Here is a 25675-nt window from a genome sequence, read left to right on the forward strand (position 1 = left end):
AGGAACAGGCGTAAAGAACTGAGCATATGGAGGCCAGAAATTATGCGCGTCGCACCAATTAAATGGCAAGCTGAATGGATCTGGGATGCCTACCGACGAGAGACCCCCAATACGCTTTTGTTTTTCAAAAAAGTGGTGGATCTTCCGGCGGAAGTCCAGTCGGCAAGTATTCAGATCAGTTGCTCTGGAAGCTACAAATTATATATTAATTCAACATATATCGGGCGGGGCCCCTATCCTGCCGATCCAGCCTGGCAATCATATGATTCTTACGAACTCGATGCCACGCCGTTTGTGCCCGGTGTAAACCTCATTACCGTCAAGGCCTATAATTACGGCGTGGGTACGCATAGTCGCCCATGGGTACCGGGCGGTCTGATCTTGCAAGGTGAAATAACTACCCATCGTGGCCCGACCTTTGCTGTGACCACAGATACGTCCTGGTGTGTAAAGTACCCATCCGGATGGATGCAAGGCACCACCCAGATGTTTTGGACTACTGGTTTTCAAGAGATAGTTGACCTTCGGAAAGATCGGGACCTATTGCACGCACTTCCCAAACCGAATCGCGGTTGGCAGAAAGCAGTCAGCTACGGGAAACCTCCGGTTGAGCCCTGGAAACGTCTAATCCCTCGGGAGATTCCTTATCTAGAAGAAACCTTGGTGGAACCCCAGAACGTGGTTGACGTGGGGCGTCTTCAAGAACCCACCCAGATGCCACACCCTCTTACGTTAGGTATATGGATGCAATCAGAGAAGACAATCTCTGATAAGAACGTCTTTTCGGGGGGCACAATTCTGCCCCCCGGACCTGATGAAAGTGGAACGTTCCTTCTGTACGATTTCGGTCGGGAGATTGTAGGCTACCCAGACATCGTGCTTCAAACCGATGGCAAAGCCATTGTAGATATTGGGTATAGTGAGTGTCTCACTGAGGAAGGACGTATCTTTCCTACACGGCAAGGTATCGATCAGACGGATCGGCTCATCATTGGTCCAGGAACTAATCATTGGGAAGCAATGGGTCGTAGAGCTTTTCGCTATCTGCAGATCTGTATTCGAAAGACGGCAAATCCAGTTACGATCGACAGACTTTGTGTCCGGGCTACTAAATATCCGGTTAACGACCAGAGTGTTTTCCAATCCGATGATCCGGTGCTAAACGAAGTCTATTCGGTTAGCAAATATACCCTGAATCTGGGGATGCAGGATCACTTTGAGGATTGCCCTTTACGGGAACAGGCCCAGTACGTAGGGGACACTAGAGTTACATCTTTGTATAACTACATGACCTTTGGGGATCAGCTTTTGCCTGCTAAAGCCATCCGGCAATTCGGTAGATCGCAGTATGTGTCGGGACGAATTCCCAGCATTGCTCCTGGTGGTACCAACCATAACATCATCGATTACTCCTTACTGTGGGTTACTCTCCTGTATGAATACTGGTTCTACACGGGACGGAAAGAGCTTCTGCAGGAGATGTATCCGCACGTGGTTACTCTTTTGGAGTGGCTCCAGTTAGAATCGGATGCAGATGGCTTCCTTGTTACAGAGGGCAAAGCCGGTTGGTGGATGTTCATTGACTGGGGTCACTTGCCGCATACCGGCATCATTACCGCTGTGCAGTGCCTCTACTACCAAGCCCTGTTTCAAGCGGGAATAATCGCAGAACAGATCGGCCGACACTATGAGGCGCAAAGCTGGAACGAGAGAGCAGAGAAATTGCGTCAGGCTATTCGGAGCCGAATGCGTACGTCGGAGGGTCTGTTTACCGATAGGATCGGCACCGAATGCTGCGGGCTTCACGCCAATATACTTGCCGGTGTATGTAACGTGGTTACTGGCGAAGAACGTCGCCGTCTCGCAGAAGTTCTATCTACGTGGGATGATCGCTTCTTGACTGCCCATACAGGTTACTTCAATTTTTTTGTTCTGCAGTTTCTCTTTGAAAATGGTCATGCAGACCGTGCCCTCAAGTTGCTTACCCAGTTTTGGGGAAAGATGCTAGAAAACGGAGCTACCACCTGGTGGGAGCGGTATGAGCCTGGATTCGATCCTACTGTGAACTCAACCGTTAGCCTGTGTCATCCATGGTCCAGTGGACCAGCTTATCTTATCCCTGCCTATATCCTTGGAGTACGTCCAGCAACACCTGGGTTCGGTAAGATCTACTTCTCACCTTACCTAGGAGACCTCCACGAGGCGGAAGGACGGATTCCTACACCACATGGGTTGATCCGGGTTAAGCTGCAGCGTGCAGGAAACGAGGTACAAAGTGAACTAGAGTTACCACCAGGAATAGAGGTCATCCCGTCGGAGATAGTATAGAATACACCGGTAAAACCCTAGCTCTTAATCCGGAGATGAAAGGTCTGTTTTGGATGGCATTGGCTCGTACTGGCCAATGCCATTACCTATATGTATGCTGGGTTGAGACAGAACCCACAGGTTTCTAGGTGCCTTCCATCGCAGCACCCGTTGTTTTGCCTAAGGCATTGAGCATCGCGATGATTATCGGTGACAGTACCAATCTACGCTGACGGTGATAGTGTAAATAAAACTACTATTCTACCTCGCAGACTCTTATGCGAACAGTGATTAGACTACTTCATGCTATTCACTCGGATGAGGTTCATATAATCCAAACGGACGAAGTTGTCATTGGTAATAAGAGGATGAAGACCGCTTTGGGCCGAAGTGTTTATTGGGCGAACAACCTTCTAGTCTAACTTGGTCCTAAAGCTGATTATCTTACCTACAAAATATTTCAAGAGCCATTTAGTGGCACGGTGAATGGAACGCATTACTGTTAGGCACCATATTATTTGCATGGCTCCCACAAAGTCAGTTGCAACCCGACGTTGAAAATGTGTCATACTAGAAGCAGAGTGAATGTCGGGGAGGTTGGAAGGTTGCGAAAAATGACATTACAAAGGCAAGAAAAATCGTTGCGGTTTGCTGAAGCCAATCTTCGGTTTGAAGGTTCTGTCGTGCCCCCCGCAGTAAAAAGGGATTGCCGGAAAATGCTTAGGGGTGAAGTGACCAGCGAACAACTTGTTGCGAAATATCTAGCAGCAGTGAATAAGGAGTAGTGTTTTGGGAGATTATTTCACCGAAGAGCCTGGTATCCTACCAAATAAGTTGGGTGTTGACGACCCGGAACTATTAAAGGCGATTGAGGTTAGTGTAGTAATGGTTCGTCTCATCTGGTTAGAGGAAAACCCCATTAATGGTGAGATTGGTTTTGACCACTTGTGTGCGATCCATCGGTATTCGTTTTCAGACCTGTATCATTTCGCCGGTGTGATGAGAGACGTTTGGCTGGCGAAAGACGATGGCGTGTTTTGCTATCCTGAGAATCTTGAAGGGGCCCAGCAAGCGATTTTTACTCAGTTGAAGCATGATAAGTTGCTTAAGGGGCTTGGGAAACCTGAGTTTATTGAGAAATTAGCTACCTTAACAGGTGATCTAATAGCATTACATCCTTTTAGGGAAGGAAATGGCCGGTCAGTTCGAGCTTTTCTTAAGCAATTGGCTGAAAATGCTGGCTATGACTTGAACTACGAGGACGTGCGTGACGATGAGCTTTTATCAACTGATATTGCTACATTTAAAGGGAACTTGGCTCCTTTAAAGGAATTACTCCATAGAATAGTGTCGCCAGTCGCGGTCTAGATTGCTGATTATACCGCAGTCCATACGTAGACCAATTCCAGACTAATTCCGCGCCCTATTTTGTCATTGTTTCTCGAAAAACAAAAAACCCCGCATCTAACCGACTTAGGTCTTACTCCAAGTGTATCATTTAATATGCTTGACTCATGCAGTTTTTGTCCCAATTAATGTGGTGCCTAACACAATTCCAAGCTAACTGAAATGTAAAACTTCGGCTAATCTCCTTAACCGCTCTAACTCTAGGTTCCTATGTTTGCAGATATCTTTTTTCTATCAGATTCTGCCCTGTTATTCATCGATTTTTTGCTAACTCGTTTCGTAATGTAGGGAAAGGAGCCAACCTTGTTGAAGGATTTCTTGAGGTTACGAGGCGTGGCCGGAAGCCTATAGAATTGGTCAAGCCACATGTTTGGTAATCGGTAATCTCCACTTTATCGGTAAAAATACCTGGCTGGTAAGACTGCTAGACTTCAACCAGAACCAGTGTCTTTGGATACTCTTGTCTAAGCGGGGAAATTATTGCCAACATGTTTAGCTAACACCGGGGAAAACTTAAGAAAGAGTCTCATACCACGGATAAAGGAGGTGACATGCGCCTATGATCAACACCCAACCCACTATGACCCTGCCTCCCGAGGTTCTTACGGGAAAGGATCTGACTTACATAGAAGATGCAATGTCATGGGAGCTTTTGGCTATGAAAAAGTGCCGGCATTATGCAAGTATGTGCCAGGATACGGAGGTTCGAAACTTCCTAGACGAAGCTGGCCGCATGCATCAAGGTCACTACATTAAGCTACACCAACACCTAAGTTCGGAGAAGGTTATGCAATAGTAGGAAAGGAGGATACCAAAGATGCCGCAGAAGATTCAAAATCCCGATATGCTCTCTAAGGTTAAAGGGCCAGAGCTAAACGATCGTGACATGATCAATGACATTTTGGCAACGGATAAGTACTTGACCGATGGCTATAACGTCTTTGCCCGAGAAGCAAGTCATCAGTCGCTACACCAAGATGTGCTAGGATTGCTAAATGAGACCCATCAGTGCGCTAGGAAAGCGTATGAGACAATGTTCCGCAAGGGTTGGTATGCCCTCGAAACCGCCCAGGCCCAACAGGTACAACAGTCCCAACAGCAGTTTGCCGGATACATGAGCCAATTCCCCTATCAATGAGTTCCAGGAGAGGGTTTTGACCCTCTCCAAACTTGTTCTACTCCCTTTCCCGAAACTTAATCTCACCCGATACTCTTGCGCGATGGTTTATTCAAGTGGTACACTGGAAAAGACAGTGAGGAGGTAGACTATGTCGCTTTCCAGGACCCTTTCTGACACACTTGCCTGTGCGTTGGAACAGGATTCCGTAAGTATTGAGAGTCTAATTGCTGCCACGGGTCAGCAAAGCTACGGACTTCTTTTCATCTTGGTAGGTTTGTTTATCATGATTCCTCTTCCACCGGGAGGCGGCATTCTGCCAGGCTCATTAATCTTCTTCTGGGGGATTCAAAGATTAGTAGGCCATGGGGCACCTTGGTTACCAAAGTGGCTTTTGGATCGAAGGCTCAGTCGCAAGAATGCGGACTTGCTGTTGAAAAAAGCCCTGCCATTGATGAGGAAACTGGAGTCATTCTCTGTAGCAAAAGAGACCGGTTGCCCTACAGAAATAGAAATAAGGATTGCCTCTTGGATTGCCGGAATGATGGGTCTTTTCATTGTGTTACCGACACCTTTTCTTAACCGCTTTCCAGCATTGGCTGCAATCCTAATCGGTTTGTCCCTAATCAATGGGAATCGTCGTCTTCTATGGATAGGTATGGTCTTCGGTGCTGTCGTTTTTGTCTTGATGACTATCTTCCTTGTAACCAGTGGTGATTTTCTCTTGGACAGAGTGGATCAGTACCTCTAAGACGACACGTCTTTGCATACTATTTACCAATGGGAGTGGACTTGATGCCTAAGGTAGGAATTATGCCCTGTTTGGACCTAAAGGATGGCAGAGTGGTCAAAGGGGTCAATTTCACAGAGCTTAAGGATGCGGGAGATCCGGTGGAGTGTGCCAAAACCTATTATTTACATGGGGCTGATGAATTGGCCCTCTTAGATATTGGCGCCACTGATGAGAAGCGGGGAACTACGCTAGGTGTTGTCCGTAGCATAGCCGAGGTGATCCAGATCCCTCTGACAGTGGGGGGAGGCGTCAATAGTGTGGAATCTGCTGGCGCGGTTTTATCCGCTGGAGCCGACCGGGTGTCGGTGGGTACAGCGGGATTCATGAATCCAAAGCTGTTTAAAGAGCTTGCGCTAAGTTTTGGCCGGGACAGCGTGGTGGCCGCAGTGGATGTTGATCGAAATCCGCAGCTTCCCTCGGGCTATGAAATATACATACATGGTGGCAAAACCCCGACGGGTAGGGACGCACTTATTTGGATGGAGGAAGTACAGCAAGAAGGAGCCGGTTCTTTGCTTGTGACGAGTAAAGCCTGTGATGGAACCGGGACTGGTTATGATTTGGAGCTTTTGCGCCTAATCAAAAGTAGGGTAGAGCTTCCGGTGATTGCCTCGGGTGGTGCAGGTACCTTTGCGCATTTCCTGGCGGCAGCCCAAGCAGGGGCAGACGTTCTTCTTGCGGCATCGGTTTTCCATTTCGGGCAGATAGGCATCGGTGAACTTAAAGAGTTTCTAGCGGAGCATGGTTTTTGTTAAAAACGGGAAGGATTTCGGTAAGGAGTGGCGAACCCATAGTATAGTCCGACGGAAAGTTAACCGGTACCATTTTTGGTACCGGTACCAAAAAACAACCATTCACTCAAGGAGGATAAGTGACTATGGACAAATTACGCGTAGGAATTGTTGGAGTGGGAGGCATTGCCAACGGGAAGCATATGCCAGCGCTGTCGAAGGTGAAAGAGGTAGAAATGGTGGCCTTTTGTGACCTGATCGAGGAACGGGCGCAGAAGGGTGCCAAGGATTACGGGGCTCCCAAGGCTACTGTCTACACGGATTACCGTAAAATGCTCGAGAAAGAGAAGCTCGATGTAGTTCATGTTTGTACTACCAATAATGCCCACAGTCCCGTTACAGTAGCTGCCCTTGAAAGCGGTTGCCATGTCATGTGCGAAAAACCCATGGCGATCAATACCCCTGAAGCGCAAGCCATGGTGGATGCGGCTAAACGCACCGGAAAGAAGCTAACCATTGGCTACCAGAACCGTTTTCGTGCCGATTCCCAGCACTTAAAGAAGATCTGTGACCGGGGTGACCTAGGGGACATTTATTTTGCTAAGGCCCTGGCAATTCGCCGGCGGGCTGTGCCCACCTGGGGAAGCTTCCTTTCCTTTGAGAAGCAAGGCGGTGGTCCGTTGATCGATATCGGGACCCATGCTTTGGATCTGACCCTGTGGTGTGTAAATAATTACGAACCTGCCTATGCCGTTGGTACGGTATATCATAAACTTAATAGTAAAGAAAATGCGGCCAATGCCTGGGGTCCGTGGGATCCGAAGGAGTTTACCGTAGAGGATTCTGCTTTCGGTTTTGTCGTATTCAAGAACGGGATGACTGTAATCCTCGAGTCCAGTTGGGCTCTTAACACCCTGCATGTGGGTGAGGCTAAATGCATCCTCTGTGGTACCGAGGCCGGTGCCGATATGGATGATGGTCTGCGGATCAATGGTGAAGAGTTTAGTCGTCTGTACACAAAGAAACCGGACTTTAATGTGGGTGGAGTAGATTTCTACGCAGGAAAGTCCAGTTCTCCTGGCGATGTGGAGGCAAGAAACTGGATCGATTGTGTCCTTAACGACAAGGAGCCTGTGGTACAACCTGAACAGGCCTTGGTAGTGACCAAAATCCTTGATGCCATCTACGAGTCGGCGAAGACTGGGAAGCCTTTTTACTTTTAGATCCCTTGGGTCACATCGCCCTACGGATCTAGGGGTTCTAGGTCCTTAATGAAGGTAGTCTATCATCTGGACCTTTACTTCAGTATTGATGTTAAGGGTGGGTAGCATATGCTGCCCACCCTTAACACATTAATGTGATTTCTTGCTTGATGCTCTACTCGGAACAACCTCTTGCACCCTTCGAGTTCCAGTGAGCTAGCCCTTCAATGCGGGATTTGGGCCGTGGATGTGCCGGTGCCCTGATGAAATATGGTTTAGAGGGGGCGATGGTATAAAAAGTATACAGGGCTATGACGCTTTCAGTAGAATTGTGCCGATTACCAAAGGGTGGTCAGACGATAAGAAGTATTACATTGAGACATCAACGGGGAAAAGATTACTGTTGCGGGTCATGAGTTTCTGTGAGTATGACCGCAAAAGGGCAGAGTTTGCAGTAATGCAGCAGCTTGCAGCTTTAGGTGTACCCATGTCACAGCCGATGGGTTTTGGCACATGCAATAAGGGAACGAGTGTGTATATGCTGCTGACATGGTGCGACGGAGAAGATGCCGAGATTATCTTACCGCTGATGACAAAAACCGAGCAATATGTGCTCGGGATCAGATCCGGTGAAATCCTCAGAACGATACACTCAATTTCTGCTCCCGGGGACCAGGAGGAATGGCGAGACCGTCAGAGACCGTCAAGTTAACTGTGTAAACTCCAAATCCTCCTAAGACTAATTTGTGACCCGTTCTCCAAAGTAGACAGTCAACTGTGAGTATATTGTACCCCAATTGCGCACTCCCCGGTTTAATGGTGATGACCACCTCATTGACTACATTGGAGGCAACCGTCATCTGTTAATTGACAGACCGCAATGCTACCAGCACGGCGACTACCACGTAGGCAATATGATTATCTCACCGGAGCGCACGCTATCCATTATTGATTTCAACCGCGCCGATTTCGGTGATCCGTGGGAGGAATTCAACCGTATTGTCTTTAGCGCCTCAGTTAGCCAACATTTCGCCACCGGCCAGCTTAATGGATATTTTGGCGGTAGACCTCCTGTAGAATTCTTCCGGTTGCTTGCCTTTTACATCGCCAGCAATACGCTCTCCTCGATCTATTGGGCGATACCCTTCGGTCAAAGCGAGATTAACACGATGCTCCAACAGTCACAGGATGTACTGATGTGGTTTGCGAACATGAACAATCCGGTACCAACATGGTATCTGAAGGACTTCGGTGTTAACGGATAGTCGCATATCTCGAAGGACAGAGTAAAGGGACAGTCATGAACAAGTTGATCAAAGAAGACTACAGCTTTATCGTCACCGTTGTCGGAGGCAAGATGAATGCATCTGGGGTACTAGACTGCCGCAACGGACACGAGGTCGGTGATACATACACCTGCGAATACGGTTGTCCCGGGCGGGTTTTGCTCGAAGTCTATGTGTGAACTCTCTGCCCCGATGGGGGGAGTGAGGTTCAGACTGGAGGCAGAGAGGAATGGATGAGGTCGTATCCCACTACGACGCTCTTATCGATGAGAATAACGACCCAGCACACGACGTTGTCCTGCTTCGTGAATACATGGGTAAATGGGATGGTCAGGTGTTTATTGACGAATTGCGGCTGTCGTCTGCCAAAACCGTCCTTGAAATCGGTGTCGGTACTGGCAGGCTTGCTCTCGATGTATGCGGCAAGTGCAAGAGCTTTACCGGTATTGATATCTCGCCGAAGACGATCGAACGGGCAAAGAAAAACCTCAAGGGCTTTGAATACACGGAGCTGATTTGCGCCGATTTCCTTGCGCATGACTTCTCGTCAACCTTTGATGTAATCTACTCCTCGCTAACCTTTATGCACATTCAAGATAAACAAAGGGCGATACGGGAGGTTGCGAAACTGCTTAATCCTAAAGGTCGCTTTGTACTGTCAACCAGCAAGAGTCAGGAACGTGTTCTTGTTTGTGGCCATAGAAGAATTCCTCTGTTCCCGGCGTCAGCCGATGAGGTCAAGCGGTATGTCCAGCGATCGGGACTTGAGATCGAGAAACGGTTAGAAACCGAGTTTGCCTGGATTCTTGTTGCTTTGCACACTGGAGTGCCTGACAATGCCCCGGGAATACCGCCTAGATTCCCGTCAGATCATACCTGGGGGAAAACACCCATCCTGAAGTAGCCAAAGTCCCTTCTGTTTCTTCATCTTTTGCAGATATGACGCCGAGAACCAGGTTATCATTCGATGATATCCGATTCGTCCATCCATGGTTTTACCTATGTAGCAAAGGCAAACCAGGGCCACGACTGGACGAAAAGCTGTGCCGAACTCTTCTGTCGGATTTCTCACTGACTCGTTCGTATACATACTTGGTGCTGCCTATGTTCTGAGTGCCCCGCCGCATAGCGTGTTCCCCATAGGTACTTTTCTGTAGCCAAGGCATTACTATTCGAGGCGTGATTTCTCGTGAGACTAAGAGAGCAGATATCCACCACACTAGTGTGATAGGATGTCTGCTCTCTTGCCGATATCATCGGTTCGGTATGCTCTTGCCTGAATCCTTGTGGCCTTAGGCCAACTGGGCCAAATAGTCCTCCCAGATAAAAGCTTTGTCGGGGTTGTGCTTCCGCTCATCGGCGCGAAGCTCTTCTAAGAGGGTGTCGAAATCATTCTCGGCCACGGGGAAGCTTACGGCCTCTTGCTTGACCATACTATAGAGCATCGCATTAGCCAGCTGAATAGACTTAATTCCTTCGGTGCCCGGTGCGATGAGCTCTTCTTTCCCTAAAATGGTGTTGATCACGTTTTGCGTGATATATCGATGGCCGCTTGGTGTACGGTCGATGGGCACTTCGTTTCTTTGAGGTGCTTTTCCGTAGAAAGCTTTGGTGCTATTGTCGATGATTGCCTGTACCGGTTTTTCGGTGCTCCACAGGCTAACGTTTCCATGTTCATATACGAGCTTGCCGTTTTCCGCGGTGATCTCCAGGCGGTTTGTACCTGGAAAATCTGCCGTGGAGGTAATAAAGGATGCCGTTGCGCCGTTAGCCATTTTCATTAATACCGATATATCATCTTCCACAGTAATATCGTGCCATTTGCCCAAGTAACCCAAGGCATATAATTCTTGGGGTAAGCCGAAGAACCACTGGAAGAGGTCTAGGTTGTGGGGGCATTGGTTCATTAGTACGCCGCCGCCTTCACCGTTCCAGTTTCCCCGCCACTGTCCTGAATTATAGTAGTGTTGCGTACGGAACCAGTCCGTGATAATCCAGTTGATCCGACGGATATCCCCCAAGGTCCCATCCGTCAGAAGCTCCTTGATCTTAATAAAAGCGGCATGGGTACGCTGCTGGAACATAGCGGCAAAGACGACTTTGGAGTTAGCATGGGCTTCATTGATGCTCCTTGCTTCTCGGGCTGTGATGGCTACCGGTTTCTCGCAGATGACGTGGATACCCCGCTTAAAGGCAGCTATGGCCATTTCGGGATGAAAGTAGTGGGGTACTGCAATAATCACAGCATCGATGAGTCCACTGTCTAGCATCTTGGTATAATCGGTAAAACGCGCGATGTCCTCTGTATGTTTTTTAGTGGTCACTATTTCATGATCAAAATCTGCTGGTGGTTTTGCCAGCCTGTCAAACCTACTAGGGTCAACATCACAGATGGCGGTGAGAACTGCCCCTTCCAGTTCGGGGAAGTAAGCATAGTGGGCTGCACCCATATTACCTAATCCAATAATACCGAAACGAACTTGCTTCATGGGATAAATGCCTCCTAGGAATTCTTGTACCGTATAGACTATTCTAGGCACGAGGGGGAAATCCTTCCCCAATGTTTGACCCCAAGTTTACATTAGAACCGTATTCCCGGGGAGCTATCAGGGAAACAATATGGGTAGCCTACGATGACCTTGGCTAAACACTAGTCCACATGCTTCTACTAAAGTGATTCAAACCTTTACTGTAGTTGACTAAGTCTCGATAAAACCGTAACATTAAATTTGGATTGTATTACTCGGCTTAGATGTGGACCAATCAGTTTCAGGTAAGGAGTTGCGATGATGAACCACCTTGAAAAATATACTACGTGGCTTAATAGCCCTAATGTTGACGAGCTGACCAAGGAAGAACTGCGGGAGATAAAGGACGATGAGGCAAGTATTGAGGAACGTTTTTGGTGTAATTTAGAGTTTGGGACCGGGGGCTTGCGGGGGATTATCGGGGCGGGTACTAACCGAATGAATAAGTATATGGTTCGCTGGGCCACCCAGGGTGTGGCTAATATGCTTTGCAGAGCACAGGAGGAACCTAGAATGGTCATCGCCTATGATACCCGCTATTGTTCCTTTGAGTTTGCCTGGGAGGCAAGCCGTGTATTGGTGGCCAATGGAGTTGAAGTGTGGCTTTTTCCTGAGCCGGTACCCACGCCCTTACTCTCCTTTGCGGTACGCCATCTTTTGGCCCAGGCAGGAATCATGATTACGGCAAGTCACAATCCAGCGGAGTACAACGGATACAAAGTCTATGGTCCCGATGGATGTCAGCTGGTTTCATCCTCCGCCCTTGCGGTGATCGATGAATTGGGCAAATTGGACATCTTCTCTGATGTACGGGTTGCCGACGCTGAAGTAGCCAAGTCCAGGGTCAAAATGAATCTTGATCCTGTTACCGCAGACTATCTCCAAAGGGTGCGCGGACTTTGCTTTAATGCCGAAACCATCCAAAAGGGTTCCGAATCCTTCTCAGTAGTATATACACCTTTACATGGTGCTGGTAGGAAACTGGTGCCTGAGGCGATGGGGCAGTTGGGTGTAGAAAAACTATACCTTGTGGATGAGCAAATGGTACCCGATCCCGCTTTCCCCACGGTGAAAAGTCCTAATCCCGAGGATACCAATGTCTTTGCCTTGGGACTATCCTTGGCTCGAAAACATGACGCATCACTGGTTTTGGCTACAGATCCCGATTGCGACCGGGTGGGTGTATATGCGAAACATCAAGGGGATTACGTCTTCATAACAGGCAACCAGATCGGAGTTCTGCTGTCTGATTACATTCTATTACAACACCAACGCCGGGGAACCCTACCCTCAAATGGTGTGGTCATCAAGACAGTGGTGACAACGGAGCTAGTGCGGGCCGTGGCCGCAGACTACGGTGTGGAAGTGGTGGATACCCTTACCGGCTTTAAATACATCGGGGAGCTGATGGGCAAGTACGAAAGTACAGGTGAGCGGACTTTTCTTTTTGGTTTTGAAGAGAGCCATGGATATTTGGCCGGGGATTTCGTCCGGGACAAGGATGCGGTTATCGCTAGTACGCTGATTGTGGAGATGGCCGGGTATTACCAGTCTATGGGGATGACCTTGGTTGATCGTCTTGGGCAGATCATGGCCAAATATGGCTATTACTCGGAAACCCTGCGGTCCATGACCATGCCCGGTATGGCGGGTCAGCAAAGTATCAAGGGGATCATGGAGTACCTCCGGGGGGAGTGTGAACAGGAAATCCTTGGCATGCCCGTGATACGTCACGCGGATTTCCTTACATCCACCATGCGTACCGCTGATGGTCAGACGCACAGGATTGATCTGCCCAAATCTGATGTGCTTCAGTTCTCTTTGGTAAACGACACTCTTCTAACAGTGCGACCTTCAGGGACCGAGCCGAAAATCAAGCTGTATTTTGCCTCCAAAGGTGATAGTCTCGCCGAGTCTCAGGAAAAATTGAAGGTAATTGAGGATGAAACGGTGAAGTTGATCAGTAAGATGGCAATATGTTAACAACTGCCTTGGAAATGGAGTGACATAAAGTGGAGTGTAAGCAGAAAGAAGCACGAGGGTTACTGAAGCAGTTTAAAGGGGACAACTACGCCTTCGGAATCGGTGCCCTGGATCAAGTGGGAGTCTATGCCCGTCAACTAGGTAGACGGGTATTGGTGATTGCCAATGATTCAAAGTGGCTGCAACCTACGGTAAAGCGAATCCTTAACCTATTAGAGGAAGAAGGCTGTGTTGTCTGTGGTTGTGTTCAAGGCGCCTTACCCAACGCGCCCAAGGAAGATGTATATAGGCTAGAAGGACAGATCCTTCATGCAAACCCTGATTGCCTTGTGGCCATTGGTGGGGGAAGTACTATTGATGCTGTGAAAGCAGCTAATACGTTGGCTTGCCTAGGAACCCACAGCGGGGATATTGAGGATTACTTTGGCACAGGACTAGTGACTGAGGTTTCTCAGAAGTTGGGGAAGAACCTACTACCTATGGTTGCGGTGCAGACTGCAGCTAGTTCCGGGGCCCACTTGACCAAGTACTCCAATATAACCGACCCGATGCAAGGACAGAAGAAACTGATCGTTGATGATGCAGTTGTTCCGGCCAGAGCCGTGTTCGATTATGGTCTTACCGTTACCACACCCTATGAAACAACTTTAGATGGGGCCTTTGATGGGTTGGCCCATTGCTTGGAAGTGTTTTTCGGAGCCCCAGAGGCTAAATACGATCAGATTGCGGAGATCGCCCTGCTAGGTATCGAACTAGTGACCGATGCGGTAACCAGTGTGGCCAAGGATCAAGCAAACAAGAAGGCGCGGGAATCCCTTGGATTAGCCACGGATTTAGGTGCCTACGCGATTATGGTTGGTGGTACCAACGGCGCACATCTAACCAGTTTTTCGCTAGTCGATGTGACCAGTCATGGGCGGGCTTGTGCTATCATGAATCCATACTACACAGTGTTTTTTGCCCCAAGTATCGAAAAACAGCTTAGAGCAGTAGGTGAGGTCCTGCAACAGGCTGGCCTGATCACTGATGAACTGGATGGTCTTACTGGCCGGGAACTAGGTATCGCAGTGGCCTCGGGTTTGGTTGGCTTGAGTAAAAGAGTCGGTTTCCCGACCACATTAGCTGATCTTCCGGGTTTTAGTGATGAACACATTGCCCGGGCCCTGACGGCAGCAAAGGATCCAAAACTAGAGATGAAACTAAAGAATATGCCTGTGTCTCTTAGTGCCGGGCTTGTCGATGAGTACATGGGACCAATACTACAGGCTGCAAAAAGCGGCGACTTTGCATTAATAAAAAATCTATAATGGAGAGAAGGCGATGTTTGTATTACCAAAATCTAAGGGCCAGCGGCTAGACATCTATGTTTGGCTGGAGAGTGTTGACCAGTTAGAAGATCAATGTCGACAACAGGCAGTGAACTTGGCCAACTTACCCTGTAATGTTCATCATGTGGTGCTCCTACCTGACACCCATACCGGCTACGGAATGCCCATTGGCGGAGTGGTGGCCTCCCAAGATGCCATCATCCCCAATGCCGTTGGTGTGGACATTGGCTGCGGGGTAGCCTATGTGGATACCGGGGTTGTTTGGGAGGGGCAGGATCGTAAGAAACTGATGCAAAGGATAGTTGAGGACATCCTAAGGGTTGTACCTACTGGTTTTCGGCATCATAAAAAGCCCCAGCAGTGTGCTATCCTAGACCAATATGAACCGAGAAAAGATGATCCCAAAGAGCTTCTGCATGAAATAGGGCGAGGGTACAACCAAGTGGGTACCTTAGGTTCCGGTAATCACTTTATTGAGATTCAAAAGGATATAAAGACTAACGAATTGGCGATTATGGTACACAGTGGCTCCCGGAATTTCGGCTATAAAGTATGCAACTACTATGCGAAACGGGCGAAGGAGCAACAACAACAACTGCCCGACCGGGAGTTGGCCTATTTTCATACGGATACCCCCCAAGGACGGGGATATCTGCGTTGGATGGCCTTGGCGCTGGGATTTGCCAGGGAGAACCGGAACGTAATGCTTGAACGGGTAAAGGATGTTGTAGCCGAACACCTGTACAAGCACTGGCAGGTTGAACCCAAGTTTAGTAAGCCGATCAATGCCCATCATAATTATGCTTCCCAGGAAGAGGTAAAAGGCGAGAAGCTATGGATCCACCGGAAAGGGGCGATCTCTGCCCGGAAGGATGAACTGGGGATCATCCCCGGTGCGATGGGATCCTTTAGTTATATTGTCAGGGGACTTGGTTGTGAAAAGTCCTTTCAGTCCTGTTCCCATGGTGCGGGAAGGCGTCTTGGACGCAAAGAGGCCATGCGCACCTTTTCCAAGGAAGAGGTCCTTGATGATATGAAAAGGCAGGGACTCATCCTCGGTAAAGTACGGCTAAGGGATGTGGCCGAGGAATACCGCCTTGCTTATAAAGATATTGATGAGGTAATTGCAGAGCAGTTGGATCTGATTACCCCGATCAAGAAACTAGAATCCTTAGCCACCGTGAAGGGATAGGTCCAAGGAGGAGCGTGCAATGGATCGCAGGAAGGAATTAAGGGAACAGTACCGGCAGATGAAGCCGGACATGGGGGCTTTCATCATCCGTTCCCGCTGTCACCCCGTAGGATATTTGGAGGTCACCCAAGATCTGAAGAGCACCATTAACAGTACGGTGTTTAAGTTAAATTTCGGTAACCATCCTAACAAGAGACTACAGACACAATGGAAACATGATGGTGAAGCTGGTTTCACAGTGGAGATCCTAGAGATCCTAGACTATGATCAGGACGAAGGGAAGACGGATTACAGTGAGGAATTGGCTCTCCTGAAGCTGATCTGGGAGGAGAAGCTCTCTAAAGAGAATCTTACCCTGTACTGAGGGGTTGTCCAAGCCACCGAGTCTGCCCAGGGGTATCATCAAAGGAGGCGCTGGACTTGTGAGATCTGAGCAGGAGATGATGCAACTGATCCTAAACGTAGCCAAACAGGACCCAACGGATCCGGGTAGTTGGCTTGGAAGGGTCGTGCATTAACTGCAACATGCCAAAGGATAAGTTTCAGGATTACGATATTACCTACGTGGTCACAGACATGGAACCCTTTAAGAGAGACGATAAATGGTTTGATGTCTTCGGGAAGCGAATCATACTACAAACACCTGAAGCGCTGTCTTCCACCCGAGCTTGGCAACGGTTTTCATACCTAATGCTAGTTGAAGATGGATCTTGCATTGATCTGACTTTGGTACCCTAGATGAACTTGATGTATTTAGACAAGCTACTAGCTATTTTGCTGGATAAAGACCGACTGATCACAAATCCGCCGATTCCAACAGATACTGATTACCATGTGAAAAGACTGGCTGCTAAGTGCTTCGATGACTGCTACAATGAGTTTTGGTGGGTATCTCCCTACGTTTCCAAGGGCTTGTGCCCGTAGGGAGATTCTGTTTGCATCGGAGCACTTGAACCTTCATGTTCGGCCCAATCTGCTTAGGATGATGGTGTAGCAAGTTGGGATCGAGATCAATTTCTCCGTAAGCGTTGGTAAAGCACACAAATGCTTAGAACGTCATGTTACGCAGGACATCTGGCAGGAGTTGATGGTAACCTATCGCAATGACTCATACCAGGTCATGTGGGACGCTTTGTTTGCATGTCATGCATTGTTCCGCAAATCTTCCAAGAATGTAGCCAGGATTCTTCGTTATCCCTATCCGGACTATGATAAAAAGGCATCAACAAGGCACTCTACGAAAAGCACCACTCCGTTCCCGATGAAAACAGGGTGGTATAAAGGTCATGATGTTAGGTACCAATATCATCGAAGAGGATGATTGGTCATGTTCTCGAAGTAAAGATGTTGGCCGAGCTACTGCATCGTTGTACGAGTACATGGTAGACTGCCTAAGTTGTAGTTAGCAACACAAATGGCAGTAAACGAGAGGGAAATTCAGCGTGACGGGACAAAACGCCTGAAAACAAGTGTTTTAAAGTGTTGTTCTCCCGGGTGTACTTTGCTAGACTAAAGGTAGGAATGTTACATACAAGGCTCACTGGTTCCGCTGTCATCCAAGGACTTGAATCAATGATACGATAGAGATGACCTATGGTTATTAAATGATGTTCGAATATGTGCAGATGACCGGAGTTGAATACAGATGGCCACGGTGAATCAGAGTAAGGATCAAACTTCAAAACCGCTATATTCCCAAATCGAGGATGCTCTCAGAAGGCGTATTGAATATGGTGAATTCAAAAGCGGTTGTCAGATTCCAACGGAGATTGAGTTGATGGAGACCTTCCAGGTCAGCAGAACGACGGTTCGCACAGCTGTCGCCAATCTGGTTAACGATGGCTTACTCTGCCGTGTTCAAGGACGGGGTACTTTTGTTGCGGAACAGGAAACAAAGGTAAGCACCCCTAGTCGCGAACGTGTATCCCAAGAGAACATGAGCATAGGGGTCGTAATTGCTGGTCTAATGGGCTATCAGCCAAGCACAGTGATCCGTGGGATTGAAGCCGCTCTTCGTGCAAATGATGTCAATCTTATGCTTCTAAGTTCAAATATCAACCCAGACATTGAAAAAGAGAATCTTGAAAGACTGCTCCGGGCAGATGTGCAAGGGATCATTATCTGGCCTTCAGGGCACCAGGAGGATGCCGTCAGGCGTATTGTGGAAACAAGTCAGGTTGTTCCTGTGCTATTGATCGATTGCTTCTTCCGCGGCATTGATCTGCCTTATGTGGTCTCGGATAACTTCGGTGGTGCATATGAGGCTGCTGATTATCTTATTTCCCGTGGCTGTCAGCGTATTGGATTTGTGAGTACGATGTCGCCGACAGAACCAGGGGTACTCAGTTCAATATCCGAGCGGTATCGGGGATATGTCATGGCCCTGGAGAATAATGGCATGGTAGCTGATGAGGCCCTGCTGTTTTCCCATTGGAACTACTCATTTGAGCACACGAGCTTCGCTGAGTATGTAAAGCGGAATCAGATTGATGCAATCCTCATTGAGAATGATAATGTACTAGTTCAGGTTGTGAAAGTGTGTCAGGAGAAAGGCATCAGAATTCCAGATGATCTAACGATCGTTGGATTTGATGATTCGCAAATCCTATCTAGTCTGAGCTTTCCGGTTTCCAGTGTACGGCAACGTTGGTACGATATGGGCTATACCGCCGGGCGGATGATGATCAAGATGATCTACGGTGAACACAGCATTCTTGACCGACAAATCGTATTGCCAATCAGGTTGATGATCCGGGATTTGTAATACCGACCGTCTACCGTGGAGATTCCTTTCAATATTTGATAATAACGTGGTTCGTATCTGTACACATATAGTAGTGAAGGCTCAGATTCATTATAATACACGTGACTCTTATAGAACAGTCGCATAACGAAGTAATGGCAGAACAATTCGGCTTTCGGCGACCGGTCAGATACTTCGACTTTGACCGTGAGCGCTGTGCATATCACCTAACAATTGTGGGAGGAGAGAGAATGAAGAGAGTTACTCTATGCGTGCTTATGTTGCTGCTTTGTCTATCTGTTGTGGTATCGGCTGAAGAGATGCCTGTGGCCACCGCAGTGAGGGCAAAAGGTAGTGTGACCATTGATGGAGAGTTCGACCATGAGTGGGAAAACGCCGTCAATCATGTAATCAGAGTATCCAAGGACGATCCTGTTGTACAGGAATTTGGGACGGTTTGGAATCCGGATGTGTTCAACGCAGAAGGTGAGTTCTATTTCATGTGGGATGAGAAGAACCTATACCTGTTTGCCAACATCATAGACGATGCCATCTATGATTCTGATTCTATCGTTTGGCTGAATGATACCGTGGCCGTTTTCATGGTAGATACAGATAGTACTGCAAATTTCAAGCTTCCTATACCGGCTTCGGTCGCCTCAAAGCGTGTTGTCCTGGAACGTATGAATGTCAATGATATAGCCCAGATGGCGGTTCGGCAGATGGCTGATGTGTACGCCAAAATTACCGAGACCGGTTGGTGTCTTGAGGCTGCCTTGGACTGGAACAAGGTATTTGCGGCAAAGATTGATATTGCTGCCGGCAAAAGCTTAAGATTCACGCCACTACTCATTGATGGTCGCGGACCAGGCGGACCAAAACAGAACTGGGGCCAGGCGATGTGGGTGGGCGACGGAGACTGTGTCGATGGTAGTGTCTATGGCTGGATGAAGCTAGTTGACTAACAAGATGTTGTACCTGAGCAGTATGCTTCTAGTACCATACTGCTCAGTGCCTGTAGGAGGTTGAATGATGCAAAACCTGGGAGGTATTAGGGTGTTCACAGTGTGTTGTCTTGCGGCGATTCTCGTCGCAACATTGATCATGGTGCCTTCAGCGGTCTGTGCTAAAACAGCCGTCATTGACCTTGACGATTTCACCGTGGAGTATGAAGTGCCCGAGAAAGTGAAGGAATTGGAGTATGTCCGGATCAATTACTCGGTTAAAGGACTGGAATCCAATGAGATTCTGGGGGTAATACCATTAGAGCAGTTGGCTACCAGTGCCCAAGGGTGGAGGCTTGATCGAGGCGGCCTTTTTACCAAGCTTGATGGATCGGCGGCCCAGACCACCTTTAATGTGGCAGAAGCCGGCGAGTATTGGATGGCCATCAAGGTGTGCACCGGAAGCAAAGATGATCTAGGTCAAATCAACGTCGATCATAGTTTTGAACTGAGGATCAACGATCGAATGGTACAGTTGGTGGCCCAAAGCCCGGCGAATATGGTCTACTGGGAGTTCATCAGACTAAACCTGGATAAAGGAACTAACCAGATTCAGTTGGTGAAGACTGGCCGGGGCGAGGTGACCGTCCAAGAGATTCGTCTTTACTCCGAGGAACCCTTCGAATATGGAGCATACGTTGGGGAAGATCTAGTTGTCGGGGTCGGAATGTTTCCGGGCTATGATCATATACCCAGCGGATTTGTTGAAAGCATTGAAGTAGAGCTTATTGTTGATGAGGATGTGGATCCTTGGACAGAGTTTGTCTTCTCGGCCAAGGTCAAAAATACAGGTAACTCCCTGTGGATTGCCAAGGGCTATGGACACGTTGAATTCGAGATTCATTCCTCCGGCGGCACTTCAGATAAGTACAAGCTACAAAGGGATCTAGGGCCTGGAGAGAGCCACCCGATTGGTAGTGTTGTTAAGTTTGGCAACCTGGCGATGAAAGCATTAAGGGCAAAACCAGGGGACGAGCTGGAGACGGTTACCGTCGATGTGGTGGTACACAAAGATATGACCCGCCAGCTGGTAGCGAGAATCGAGGTGCCAATAGTCCGCGGAGAGACCCGTTCCGAATTAGTTATGGGAGAACCCCGGGTGGTTAAAAGGAGTGCCAATGCGCTAGTTTCCATGTCTCGGCAGAGTATCGGTTGGGCTGTGAACATGAAACATCTGGCCAATGACTTTCTTGTTCTACAGGTACCGATTGGGCAAAGCCAGGCTATCCTAGGGGCTGGCTGGGATGAGGAGCTTATTAGCGACACCATCTACCTTGACGTGGATCAGGATACATGGTTTCCCAGGAGCGATGCACTAGTAGCTACTGATTGGAGTATCCGCCGGGGTGAGGAAACTGAGCCAGTGATCAGTTTGTATCATCTGCCCATTAGGGATTGGGATTTAATGTATGACATTGACGCCCTCACAGAGAACTTCAAGGAAATCCGTGCCGCGGGATTTAACACCATTTACGTACAAATATTCCCCCAGTGGAATCGGAACCGACTCCCGATTGTACACAATTCCTTGATTGCTGCTCAGAATGTAGGCCTACAGGTAATTCCAGCCATATATTTCCGTAATCAGAGTAGTTGGCTAGAGAGCCTATTTCCCGGGTATAGCATACGGCGGGTAGGCAATGAAGTAGATGCTCTGGATGACTCTTTGGCTGATGCCATCGCGGACTGGTTTGATACGGTGATGGCTGATTACGGAGACATCATGTATACCACGGCCAGCGGCAGGATTCCAGTAGTCGTTCATGATGAATACGCCTATAGTGGTTCGGCCAAAAGGAGGACCATGGGTGGTAGTAGGGAAGACGTGGCCGCGTTTAGAGTCTGGCTGGAGAAAGAATATCAGACTATTGAGGCGTTAAACAGAGCATGGGGTGTTGACTATCTGTCGTTTTCGTCTGTAGACCCTAGTGTGTGTATAGGCTTGGATCCTGGGGAATACCCAGCCCCCTACCAAGAATGGGATACAGCTATTCTGGACTGGGATCGATTCCGCAGCGAAATATTCGCACGACAGTTAGGTCAGATTAGCCGGGAGCTTAAACGGCGATGGCCCAATGTCATCACCGGGATCATGCCCTTTGGGGGCGACAACTACACTATAAAGGAAATGTGGGGTGAGGTGGACGAGACTGCTCAGAGGACTGCCGCCTTGGGAGACCATTTGCGGGATCGCGAACTAAGCGATCTGGATTTCATTGTGTTCATTCGCACACCGGTTAATCTCATTGAAGAAGAACTGACTACCTTTGTGCGATATTGGGCAGAAGCCGGTATTACCCCAGTGTTATATGGCAGGGTGGGAGGCGGTTATGATGCTGGTAGCGTGAGCTCACTGCTCCCGTTTTACCGATTGGTCTATGAAAACGGAGGTGTTCCAGGGTACTTTGGCTGGAATGACTACCCCCTCGAGGAAAACTGTCCTACCTATCAACGGGAGGAGACCTTACGGTTCCTCTATGAAGTAAAGAAAACTATAGGGAATAAATAGGAGGTTCATAAATGAGGCATTACCAGAAGCTGGGTTTACTTGTGTTGTCGTGTGCTGTGTTTATCATGGCTAGTGTGAGTGTATTTGCGAGCTCTAACGTTGTGGTTTATGAGGATTTTAGTGGATACAACACTGAAGGCGAACTCGAACGAATGTGGTTTCCTTTCCAGAACAAAGGACCTCTCCAGCTAATCGAGGATAGCTCTTGTACCGGAGGAAAGGGCGTTGGTGTTAGATTAGGTGAGAAAGCCAAGATGGGTTGCGGTTGGTATCCTTTTGAGCCAATGACGAAGGGTTCTGTGGAGATCAGATTCTATGATCCTAACAACCCATATGAGCAAGGTTCGTCAGGGGTAGCTGGCATCACCGATGAATTGGCCAAGTTTTGGCTTTTTGTGGGAGTAGGGACAAGCAATTTCGGGCAACCGCGGTTTCCCAACAATTACGCGTTTCGCTTGCATGGTGGGAACCCCGGATGGACCTTAACCAACGTCAAGAGAACCGAAGGGTGGCACGTGTTGAAGTTTGCGTTTGATCACTACAAGATTACTGCGTTTATTGATGATGTTGTGGTCTTCGAGACTGAAGCAGCACCATTTAATAAGGTCGGCGGTGTGGCCATAGGTAGTCTGTGGCCGGTTTATGATGATCAACTCATCTTTGATACCGTAACAGTAATGGAGTAGTCGAAAGACCTCTCAAACGATGAGAACGCAAGATAAGGAGGATGAGCCAGATGAGAAGAGTTGGTCGTAACAACGGGTACTGGGTGGTAGGTTTGGTCCTTTCATGTTTGTTGGTAGCGTCTGTTGTTTCGGCAAAAACAACGGTGGAGATATGGACCCCATTTAACTCGGGCGTTCATCATGATGCATTCAATGCGCTTGTGGAGGAGTTTAACGAGACGCATACAGACATCTATGTGGAACATTATGGTCAGACCGGTTTCAAAGCAGAGAAATATGTTATGGGAATGCTAAGCCGTGTGCTCCCTGATATTGGCTGGGTAGCACCATCCTGGATTATGGATTTGTATAGCGACGATGTATTAGTGCCCATTGATGATCTAGCGGCTCGCGATGGTTTTGATACTTCATCTTTCTGGCCGGGTGCCTGGCATGTGAGGGTAAATGGACACCAATGGGGTATGCCCTTCGAAATCGGATCAGATGCGGTAGTCTACAATAATGACCTGTTCTCCTATGCGGGGCTCGCTTCGCCTAAACCAACCTGGACGTGGGATGACTTCGTCTCTGTAGCCAGAAAACTGACGGTTCCTAAGGAGACCTATGGTTTCCAGAGACTGAGCGCCAACTACCAAGTGATCCAATGGATTTGGCGGAACGGAGGAAATATTGTTTCGGAAGATGAGACGAAGGCCACCTTTACAGATCCGAAGGCAATTGAGGCACTGCAGTGGTTTGCGGATTTAAGTCTTGTCCATAGTGTGGTGGGTGGTAATTTTTCCGATGGGACCGCGGCGATGTTTGTTAGCCACCCCGGTTGGTATCAGGCAAATGAAGGTTACTGGTCCTTTGAACCGGGTACCGCGCCAACACCCATTCCACAGGGTGGGACCAGAGCGAGCAGCTCCTACTACAAAGAGTTCGTTCTATTTCGTTCCACTCCCGAAAAACAAGAAGCAGCATGGACCTTTCTGCAGTGGTTAATGGAACCGGATCGGATCGCCGAGTGGTATGTCACCACCGGATACCTACCTGTAAGCAGGGAGATTCTGATGACTAGTACGTATCAGTTTCATCTTATGGAGAATCCGTGGTTGAACCCCTATGTCGCGGAGCTGGATTATACCAGGGATCAGATCGACGATAATGTTTTGCAGTTGTTTAGTGAAGCGGTATCCCTGGCGGTAAGCGGGAAGATGACCGCACAAGGTGCGATGGAGGCGATGCAACCAACTGTCCAGCTTTATCTGGATGAGAAGTACGGACTATAAAGACATATCCTCGTGTGGGAGAAGCACTCCTTTGTCATCGGATTCCCTACAGAGGATGCATGGACGGTTCGCATAGAGATTTAAGACTTCGTACCGCTCCGGTGCGGCAAGTGATGTGTTCACTGGATTGAGGTGAGGACACCCATCCCGGATTTGATGGGGAACACTCAGGGATACCAAGCTTTAAGGCTGAGAAGTCTGTGATGGCCCTTTAGTGGGTAGTCCCGGACTGCCTCATGGATAATGGACCTATATGGTATAAACCTCCATGATACCTGTGAACGAGCTTGCCGCTTCATCCTACTGGATATGGACGTAGCGTAAAAGACTGCGGGCTATGGAGCCGTCCGTGGGAAGTGTCCTTTATTATAGGTTTTGATGTCCTAAATCTATAGTATCGATACGTTCGCTCTACTGGCAAGAAATCCCCCTTTGACCTGGGGGATTTCTTTGTCTACTGCCAGGAAGCCAACCAAATTGTTTTCAATGCACTACCGGAGAAGAGCAGGTGATCCAGTGGTTCTGAGGTGGAAACCTGGTATCGGAATATGTTGCAAAGGTATCGAAGACCAATGGGAGGCATAGACCCCCCTTTGGTCGCGGCTATGGTGCGTCCTTGGGAGAAAAGCAGTTCGCCGTATTTTCGAAGTTGGCTTGTTGACCCGTAACGGAAAGAATACTTCGGAATCAATTCATCATGCAGGAGAAACCAGAATAGAGTATAAATGATATAGAAGTACATGAGGAAAGGAGGTGGGCCATAATGATTGTGAGAGTCTTTCATTTCCCAGTTGGAGCTGAGATGGTAAATAACTGGCCCGCCGTAAAGGAGTTGATGGTAGATTCCATCACTGGAGGACTGCGCTAGCAGTCTTGTAGGGGCCAACAGAAAAACTCATAGGAGGATGCTGGCCCAATGTATCTGAATGCCGAAGACGTATTACCACCCCGTCTCCTTCGCCAGGTTCAGGAGTATGTCCAGGGACAGGAGCTCTACGTTCCGAAAAAAATGGAAGACCGGGCCGGATGGGGACAGCGCAATGGAACCAGGCGCAAACTGGAGTTACGTAACCAGGAGATTCGCCGTCGGTACGCTGCAGGAGAGGCCATTCATAGTCTGATGGACGCGTATTACCTTAGCTATGATAGTATTCGAAAAATCGTGCGAAGAGTTGAAGGAAAGAACGACTCGGATTCGGACTCGGTGAACCACGGTTAGTGATTCCTGCTAGACTAGTATTGGGATCAGGCCTAGATTGGTCCCATTGAGGAGGTGGTTGATTATGATCAACCTGAGGTGGAGTCTGCGATAGGCTCCAAACAGGGGATGCGGGTAGGGCGCCTGAGCCTGCCCGCATCTGCGCGTTTATATATATAGCCAGTATCCATATATGCTCTCCTTTGCCTATTGGATCTAGATAAGTGGTGTATGGTTAATGCGCCGCAAATTGTATTTACCCGTAGCGATGCAAACGCATGAAAGGATAAACCTGGTTTTTGATGTCAGGACCTAATACAGGCTTACAATGGAGAAAGGATCAGCAGCAATGAAACCAAGTGCTTCCTGAGATGTCCTACCACAGGGGTC

22 protein-coding genes and 2 pseudogenes are annotated in these 25675 nt (G+C 48.5%); 23 read left to right on the plus strand and 1 reads right to left on the minus strand.

Annotation, left to right across the window (positions count from 1 at the left end; all coding sequences use genetic code 11):
* The first annotated feature begins 42 nt into the window (after positions 1–42).
* The 12 genes and pseudogenes from M0Q40_01095 to M0Q40_01150 all read left to right on the plus strand — a co-directional run bounded on the left by M0Q40_01095 (position 43) and on the right by M0Q40_01150 (position 9747).
* On the plus strand, positions 43–2328 hold the full coding sequence (locus M0Q40_01095; protein MCK9221216.1) for a family 78 glycoside hydrolase catalytic domain: 2286 nt from the start codon (positions 43–45) through the stop codon (positions 2326–2328).
* Positions 2329–2912: 584 nt separating this feature from the next.
* Positions 2913–3092, plus strand: coding sequence for an antitoxin VbhA family protein (locus tag M0Q40_01100; protein MCK9221217.1), 180 nt, complete (start codon positions 2913–2915; stop codon positions 3090–3092).
* A 4-nt stretch (positions 3093–3096) separates the two neighbouring features.
* Entirely contained in the window at positions 3097–3675 is a 579-nt protein-coding gene (locus M0Q40_01105) for a Fic family protein (GenBank protein ID MCK9221218.1), read from the plus strand.
* Between the two features lie 598 nt (positions 3676–4273).
* A complete protein-coding gene (locus tag M0Q40_01110) occupies positions 4274–4510 on the plus strand; it encodes a hypothetical protein (protein MCK9221219.1) in 237 nt (78 codons plus the stop codon).
* A gap of 21 nt (positions 4511–4531) precedes the next feature.
* Positions 4532–4852: a spore coat protein gene (locus tag M0Q40_01115; GenBank protein ID MCK9221220.1), complete on the plus strand. Its 321-nt coding sequence runs from the start codon at positions 4532–4534 to the stop codon at positions 4850–4852.
* Between the two features lie 130 nt (positions 4853–4982).
* Complete coding sequence (locus M0Q40_01120; GenBank protein ID MCK9221221.1) at positions 4983–5582, plus strand: exopolysaccharide biosynthesis protein; 600 nt, start codon at positions 4983–4985, stop codon at positions 5580–5582.
* A gap of 44 nt (positions 5583–5626) precedes the next feature.
* Positions 5627–6379 carry an imidazole glycerol phosphate synthase cyclase subunit gene (locus M0Q40_01125; GenBank protein ID MCK9221222.1) on the plus strand — a complete coding sequence of 251 codons (753 nt, stop codon included), beginning with the start codon at positions 5627–5629 and terminating at the stop codon, positions 6377–6379.
* A gap of 116 nt (positions 6380–6495) precedes the next feature.
* Positions 6496–7578: a Gfo/Idh/MocA family oxidoreductase gene (locus M0Q40_01130; GenBank protein ID MCK9221223.1), complete on the plus strand. Its 1083-nt coding sequence runs from the start codon at positions 6496–6498 to the stop codon at positions 7576–7578.
* Between the two features lie 310 nt (positions 7579–7888).
* Positions 7889–8269, plus strand: a complete 381-nt coding sequence (locus M0Q40_01135) for a phosphotransferase (protein MCK9221224.1) — start codon at positions 7889–7891, stop codon at positions 8267–8269.
* Positions 8270–8369: 100 nt separating this feature from the next.
* Positions 8370–8822 (plus strand): annotated as a pseudogene (locus tag M0Q40_01140) (phosphotransferase).
* Between the two features lie 35 nt (positions 8823–8857).
* Positions 8858–9022, plus strand: coding sequence for a hypothetical protein (locus M0Q40_01145; GenBank protein ID MCK9221225.1), 165 nt, complete (start codon positions 8858–8860; stop codon positions 9020–9022).
* 50 nt (positions 9023–9072) lie between these two features.
* A complete protein-coding gene (locus M0Q40_01150; protein ID MCK9221226.1) occupies positions 9073–9747 on the plus strand; it encodes a methyltransferase domain-containing protein in 675 nt (224 codons plus the stop codon).
* Between the two features lie 388 nt (positions 9748–10135).
* On the opposite strand, the gene M0Q40_01155 is transcribed toward M0Q40_01150, so the two are convergent.
* Positions 10136–11332, minus strand: coding sequence for a Gfo/Idh/MocA family oxidoreductase (locus M0Q40_01155; protein MCK9221227.1), 1197 nt, complete (start codon positions 11330–11332; stop codon positions 10136–10138).
* Positions 11333–11632: 300 nt separating this feature from the next.
* Between M0Q40_01155 and M0Q40_01160 the strand changes: the two genes are divergently transcribed.
* From M0Q40_01160 to M0Q40_01210, 11 genes and pseudogenes are all read left to right on the plus strand, one after another.
* Positions 11633–13354 (plus strand): phospho-sugar mutase, encoded by a 1722-nt coding sequence (locus tag M0Q40_01160; protein MCK9221228.1) that lies wholly within the window; start codon positions 11633–11635, stop codon positions 13352–13354.
* Between the two features lie 29 nt (positions 13355–13383).
* Positions 13384–14661: an iron-containing alcohol dehydrogenase gene (locus M0Q40_01165; protein MCK9221229.1), complete on the plus strand. Its 1278-nt coding sequence runs from the start codon at positions 13384–13386 to the stop codon at positions 14659–14661.
* A 13-nt stretch (positions 14662–14674) separates the two neighbouring features.
* The gene (locus M0Q40_01170; protein MCK9221230.1) at positions 14675–15874 is read left to right on the plus strand and encodes an RtcB family protein; all 1200 of its coding nucleotides are present in this window, start codon (positions 14675–14677) and stop codon (positions 15872–15874) included.
* 19 nt (positions 15875–15893) lie between these two features.
* Entirely contained in the window at positions 15894–16238 is a 345-nt protein-coding gene (locus M0Q40_01175) for a GIY-YIG nuclease family protein (GenBank protein MCK9221231.1), read from the plus strand.
* 58 nt (positions 16239–16296) lie between these two features.
* Positions 16297–17195: pseudogene (locus M0Q40_01180) on the plus strand (aminoglycoside 6-adenylyltransferase).
* A 324-nt stretch (positions 17196–17519) separates the two neighbouring features.
* Positions 17520–18638 carry a GntR family transcriptional regulator gene (locus M0Q40_01185; GenBank protein MCK9221232.1) on the plus strand — a complete coding sequence of 373 codons (1119 nt, stop codon included), beginning with the start codon at positions 17520–17522 and terminating at the stop codon, positions 18636–18638.
* Positions 18639–18868: 230 nt separating this feature from the next.
* The gene (locus tag M0Q40_01190) at positions 18869–19582 is read left to right on the plus strand and encodes a hypothetical protein (protein MCK9221233.1); all 714 of its coding nucleotides are present in this window, start codon (positions 18869–18871) and stop codon (positions 19580–19582) included.
* 67 nt (positions 19583–19649) lie between these two features.
* Positions 19650–22130, plus strand: coding sequence for a beta-galactosidase (locus M0Q40_01195; protein ID MCK9221234.1), 2481 nt, complete (start codon positions 19650–19652; stop codon positions 22128–22130).
* An 11-nt stretch (positions 22131–22141) separates the two neighbouring features.
* On the plus strand, positions 22142–22816 hold the full coding sequence (locus M0Q40_01200; GenBank protein MCK9221235.1) for a hypothetical protein: 675 nt from the start codon (positions 22142–22144) through the stop codon (positions 22814–22816).
* A gap of 50 nt (positions 22817–22866) precedes the next feature.
* Positions 22867–24087 carry an ABC transporter substrate-binding protein gene (locus tag M0Q40_01205; GenBank protein ID MCK9221236.1) on the plus strand — a complete coding sequence of 407 codons (1221 nt, stop codon included), beginning with the start codon at positions 22867–22869 and terminating at the stop codon, positions 24085–24087.
* Between the two features lie 916 nt (positions 24088–25003).
* Positions 25004–25306 carry a CD3324 family protein gene (locus M0Q40_01210; protein MCK9221237.1) on the plus strand — a complete coding sequence of 101 codons (303 nt, stop codon included), beginning with the start codon at positions 25004–25006 and terminating at the stop codon, positions 25304–25306.
* The last annotated feature ends 369 nt before the right edge of the window (positions 25307–25675 follow it).

It is taken from the genome of Limnochordia bacterium, from assembly GCA_023230925.1.
Taxonomy (GTDB): Bacteria; Bacillota; Limnochordia; order DUMW01; family DUMW01; genus JALNWK01.

Excerpts from the sequence above, each read along its gene's own strand:
- M0Q40_01115 (MCK9221220.1), top strand. The coding sequence starts at position 4,532 with ATGCCGCAGAAGATTCAAAATCCCGATATGCTCTCTAAGGTTAAAGGG.
- M0Q40_01190 (MCK9221233.1), top strand. The coding sequence starts at position 18,869 with ATGAAGAGAGTTACTCTATGCGTGCTTATGTTGCTGCTTTGTCTATCT.
- M0Q40_01160 (MCK9221228.1), top strand. The coding sequence starts at position 11,633 with ATGAACCACCTTGAAAAATATACTACGTGGCTTAATAGCCCTAATGTT.
- M0Q40_01205 (MCK9221236.1), top strand. The coding sequence starts at position 22,867 with ATGAGAAGAGTTGGTCGTAACAACGGGTACTGGGTGGTAGGTTTGGTC.
- M0Q40_01150 (MCK9221226.1), top strand. The coding sequence starts at position 9,073 with ATGGATGAGGTCGTATCCCACTACGACGCTCTTATCGATGAGAATAAC.
- M0Q40_01155 (MCK9221227.1), bottom strand. The coding sequence starts at position 11,332 with ATGAAGCAAGTTCGTTTCGGTATTATTGGATTAGGTAATATGGGTGCA.
- M0Q40_01185 (MCK9221232.1), top strand. The coding sequence starts at position 17,520 with ATGGCCACGGTGAATCAGAGTAAGGATCAAACTTCAAAACCGCTATAT.
- M0Q40_01200 (MCK9221235.1), top strand. The coding sequence starts at position 22,142 with ATGAGGCATTACCAGAAGCTGGGTTTACTTGTGTTGTCGTGTGCTGTG.
- M0Q40_01210 (MCK9221237.1), top strand. The coding sequence starts at position 25,004 with ATGTATCTGAATGCCGAAGACGTATTACCACCCCGTCTCCTTCGCCAG.
- M0Q40_01175 (MCK9221231.1), top strand. The coding sequence starts at position 15,894 with ATGGATCGCAGGAAGGAATTAAGGGAACAGTACCGGCAGATGAAGCCG.
- M0Q40_01110 (MCK9221219.1), top strand. The coding sequence starts at position 4,274 with ATGATCAACACCCAACCCACTATGACCCTGCCTCCCGAGGTTCTTACG.
- M0Q40_01195 (MCK9221234.1), top strand. The coding sequence starts at position 19,650 with ATGCAAAACCTGGGAGGTATTAGGGTGTTCACAGTGTGTTGTCTTGCG.
- M0Q40_01145 (MCK9221225.1), top strand. The coding sequence starts at position 8,858 with ATGAACAAGTTGATCAAAGAAGACTACAGCTTTATCGTCACCGTTGTC.
- M0Q40_01120 (MCK9221221.1), top strand. The coding sequence starts at position 4,983 with ATGTCGCTTTCCAGGACCCTTTCTGACACACTTGCCTGTGCGTTGGAA.
- M0Q40_01170 (MCK9221230.1), top strand. The coding sequence starts at position 14,675 with ATGTTTGTATTACCAAAATCTAAGGGCCAGCGGCTAGACATCTATGTT.
- M0Q40_01125 (MCK9221222.1), top strand. The coding sequence starts at position 5,627 with ATGCCTAAGGTAGGAATTATGCCCTGTTTGGACCTAAAGGATGGCAGA.
- M0Q40_01095 (MCK9221216.1), top strand. The coding sequence starts at position 43 with ATGCGCGTCGCACCAATTAAATGGCAAGCTGAATGGATCTGGGATGCC.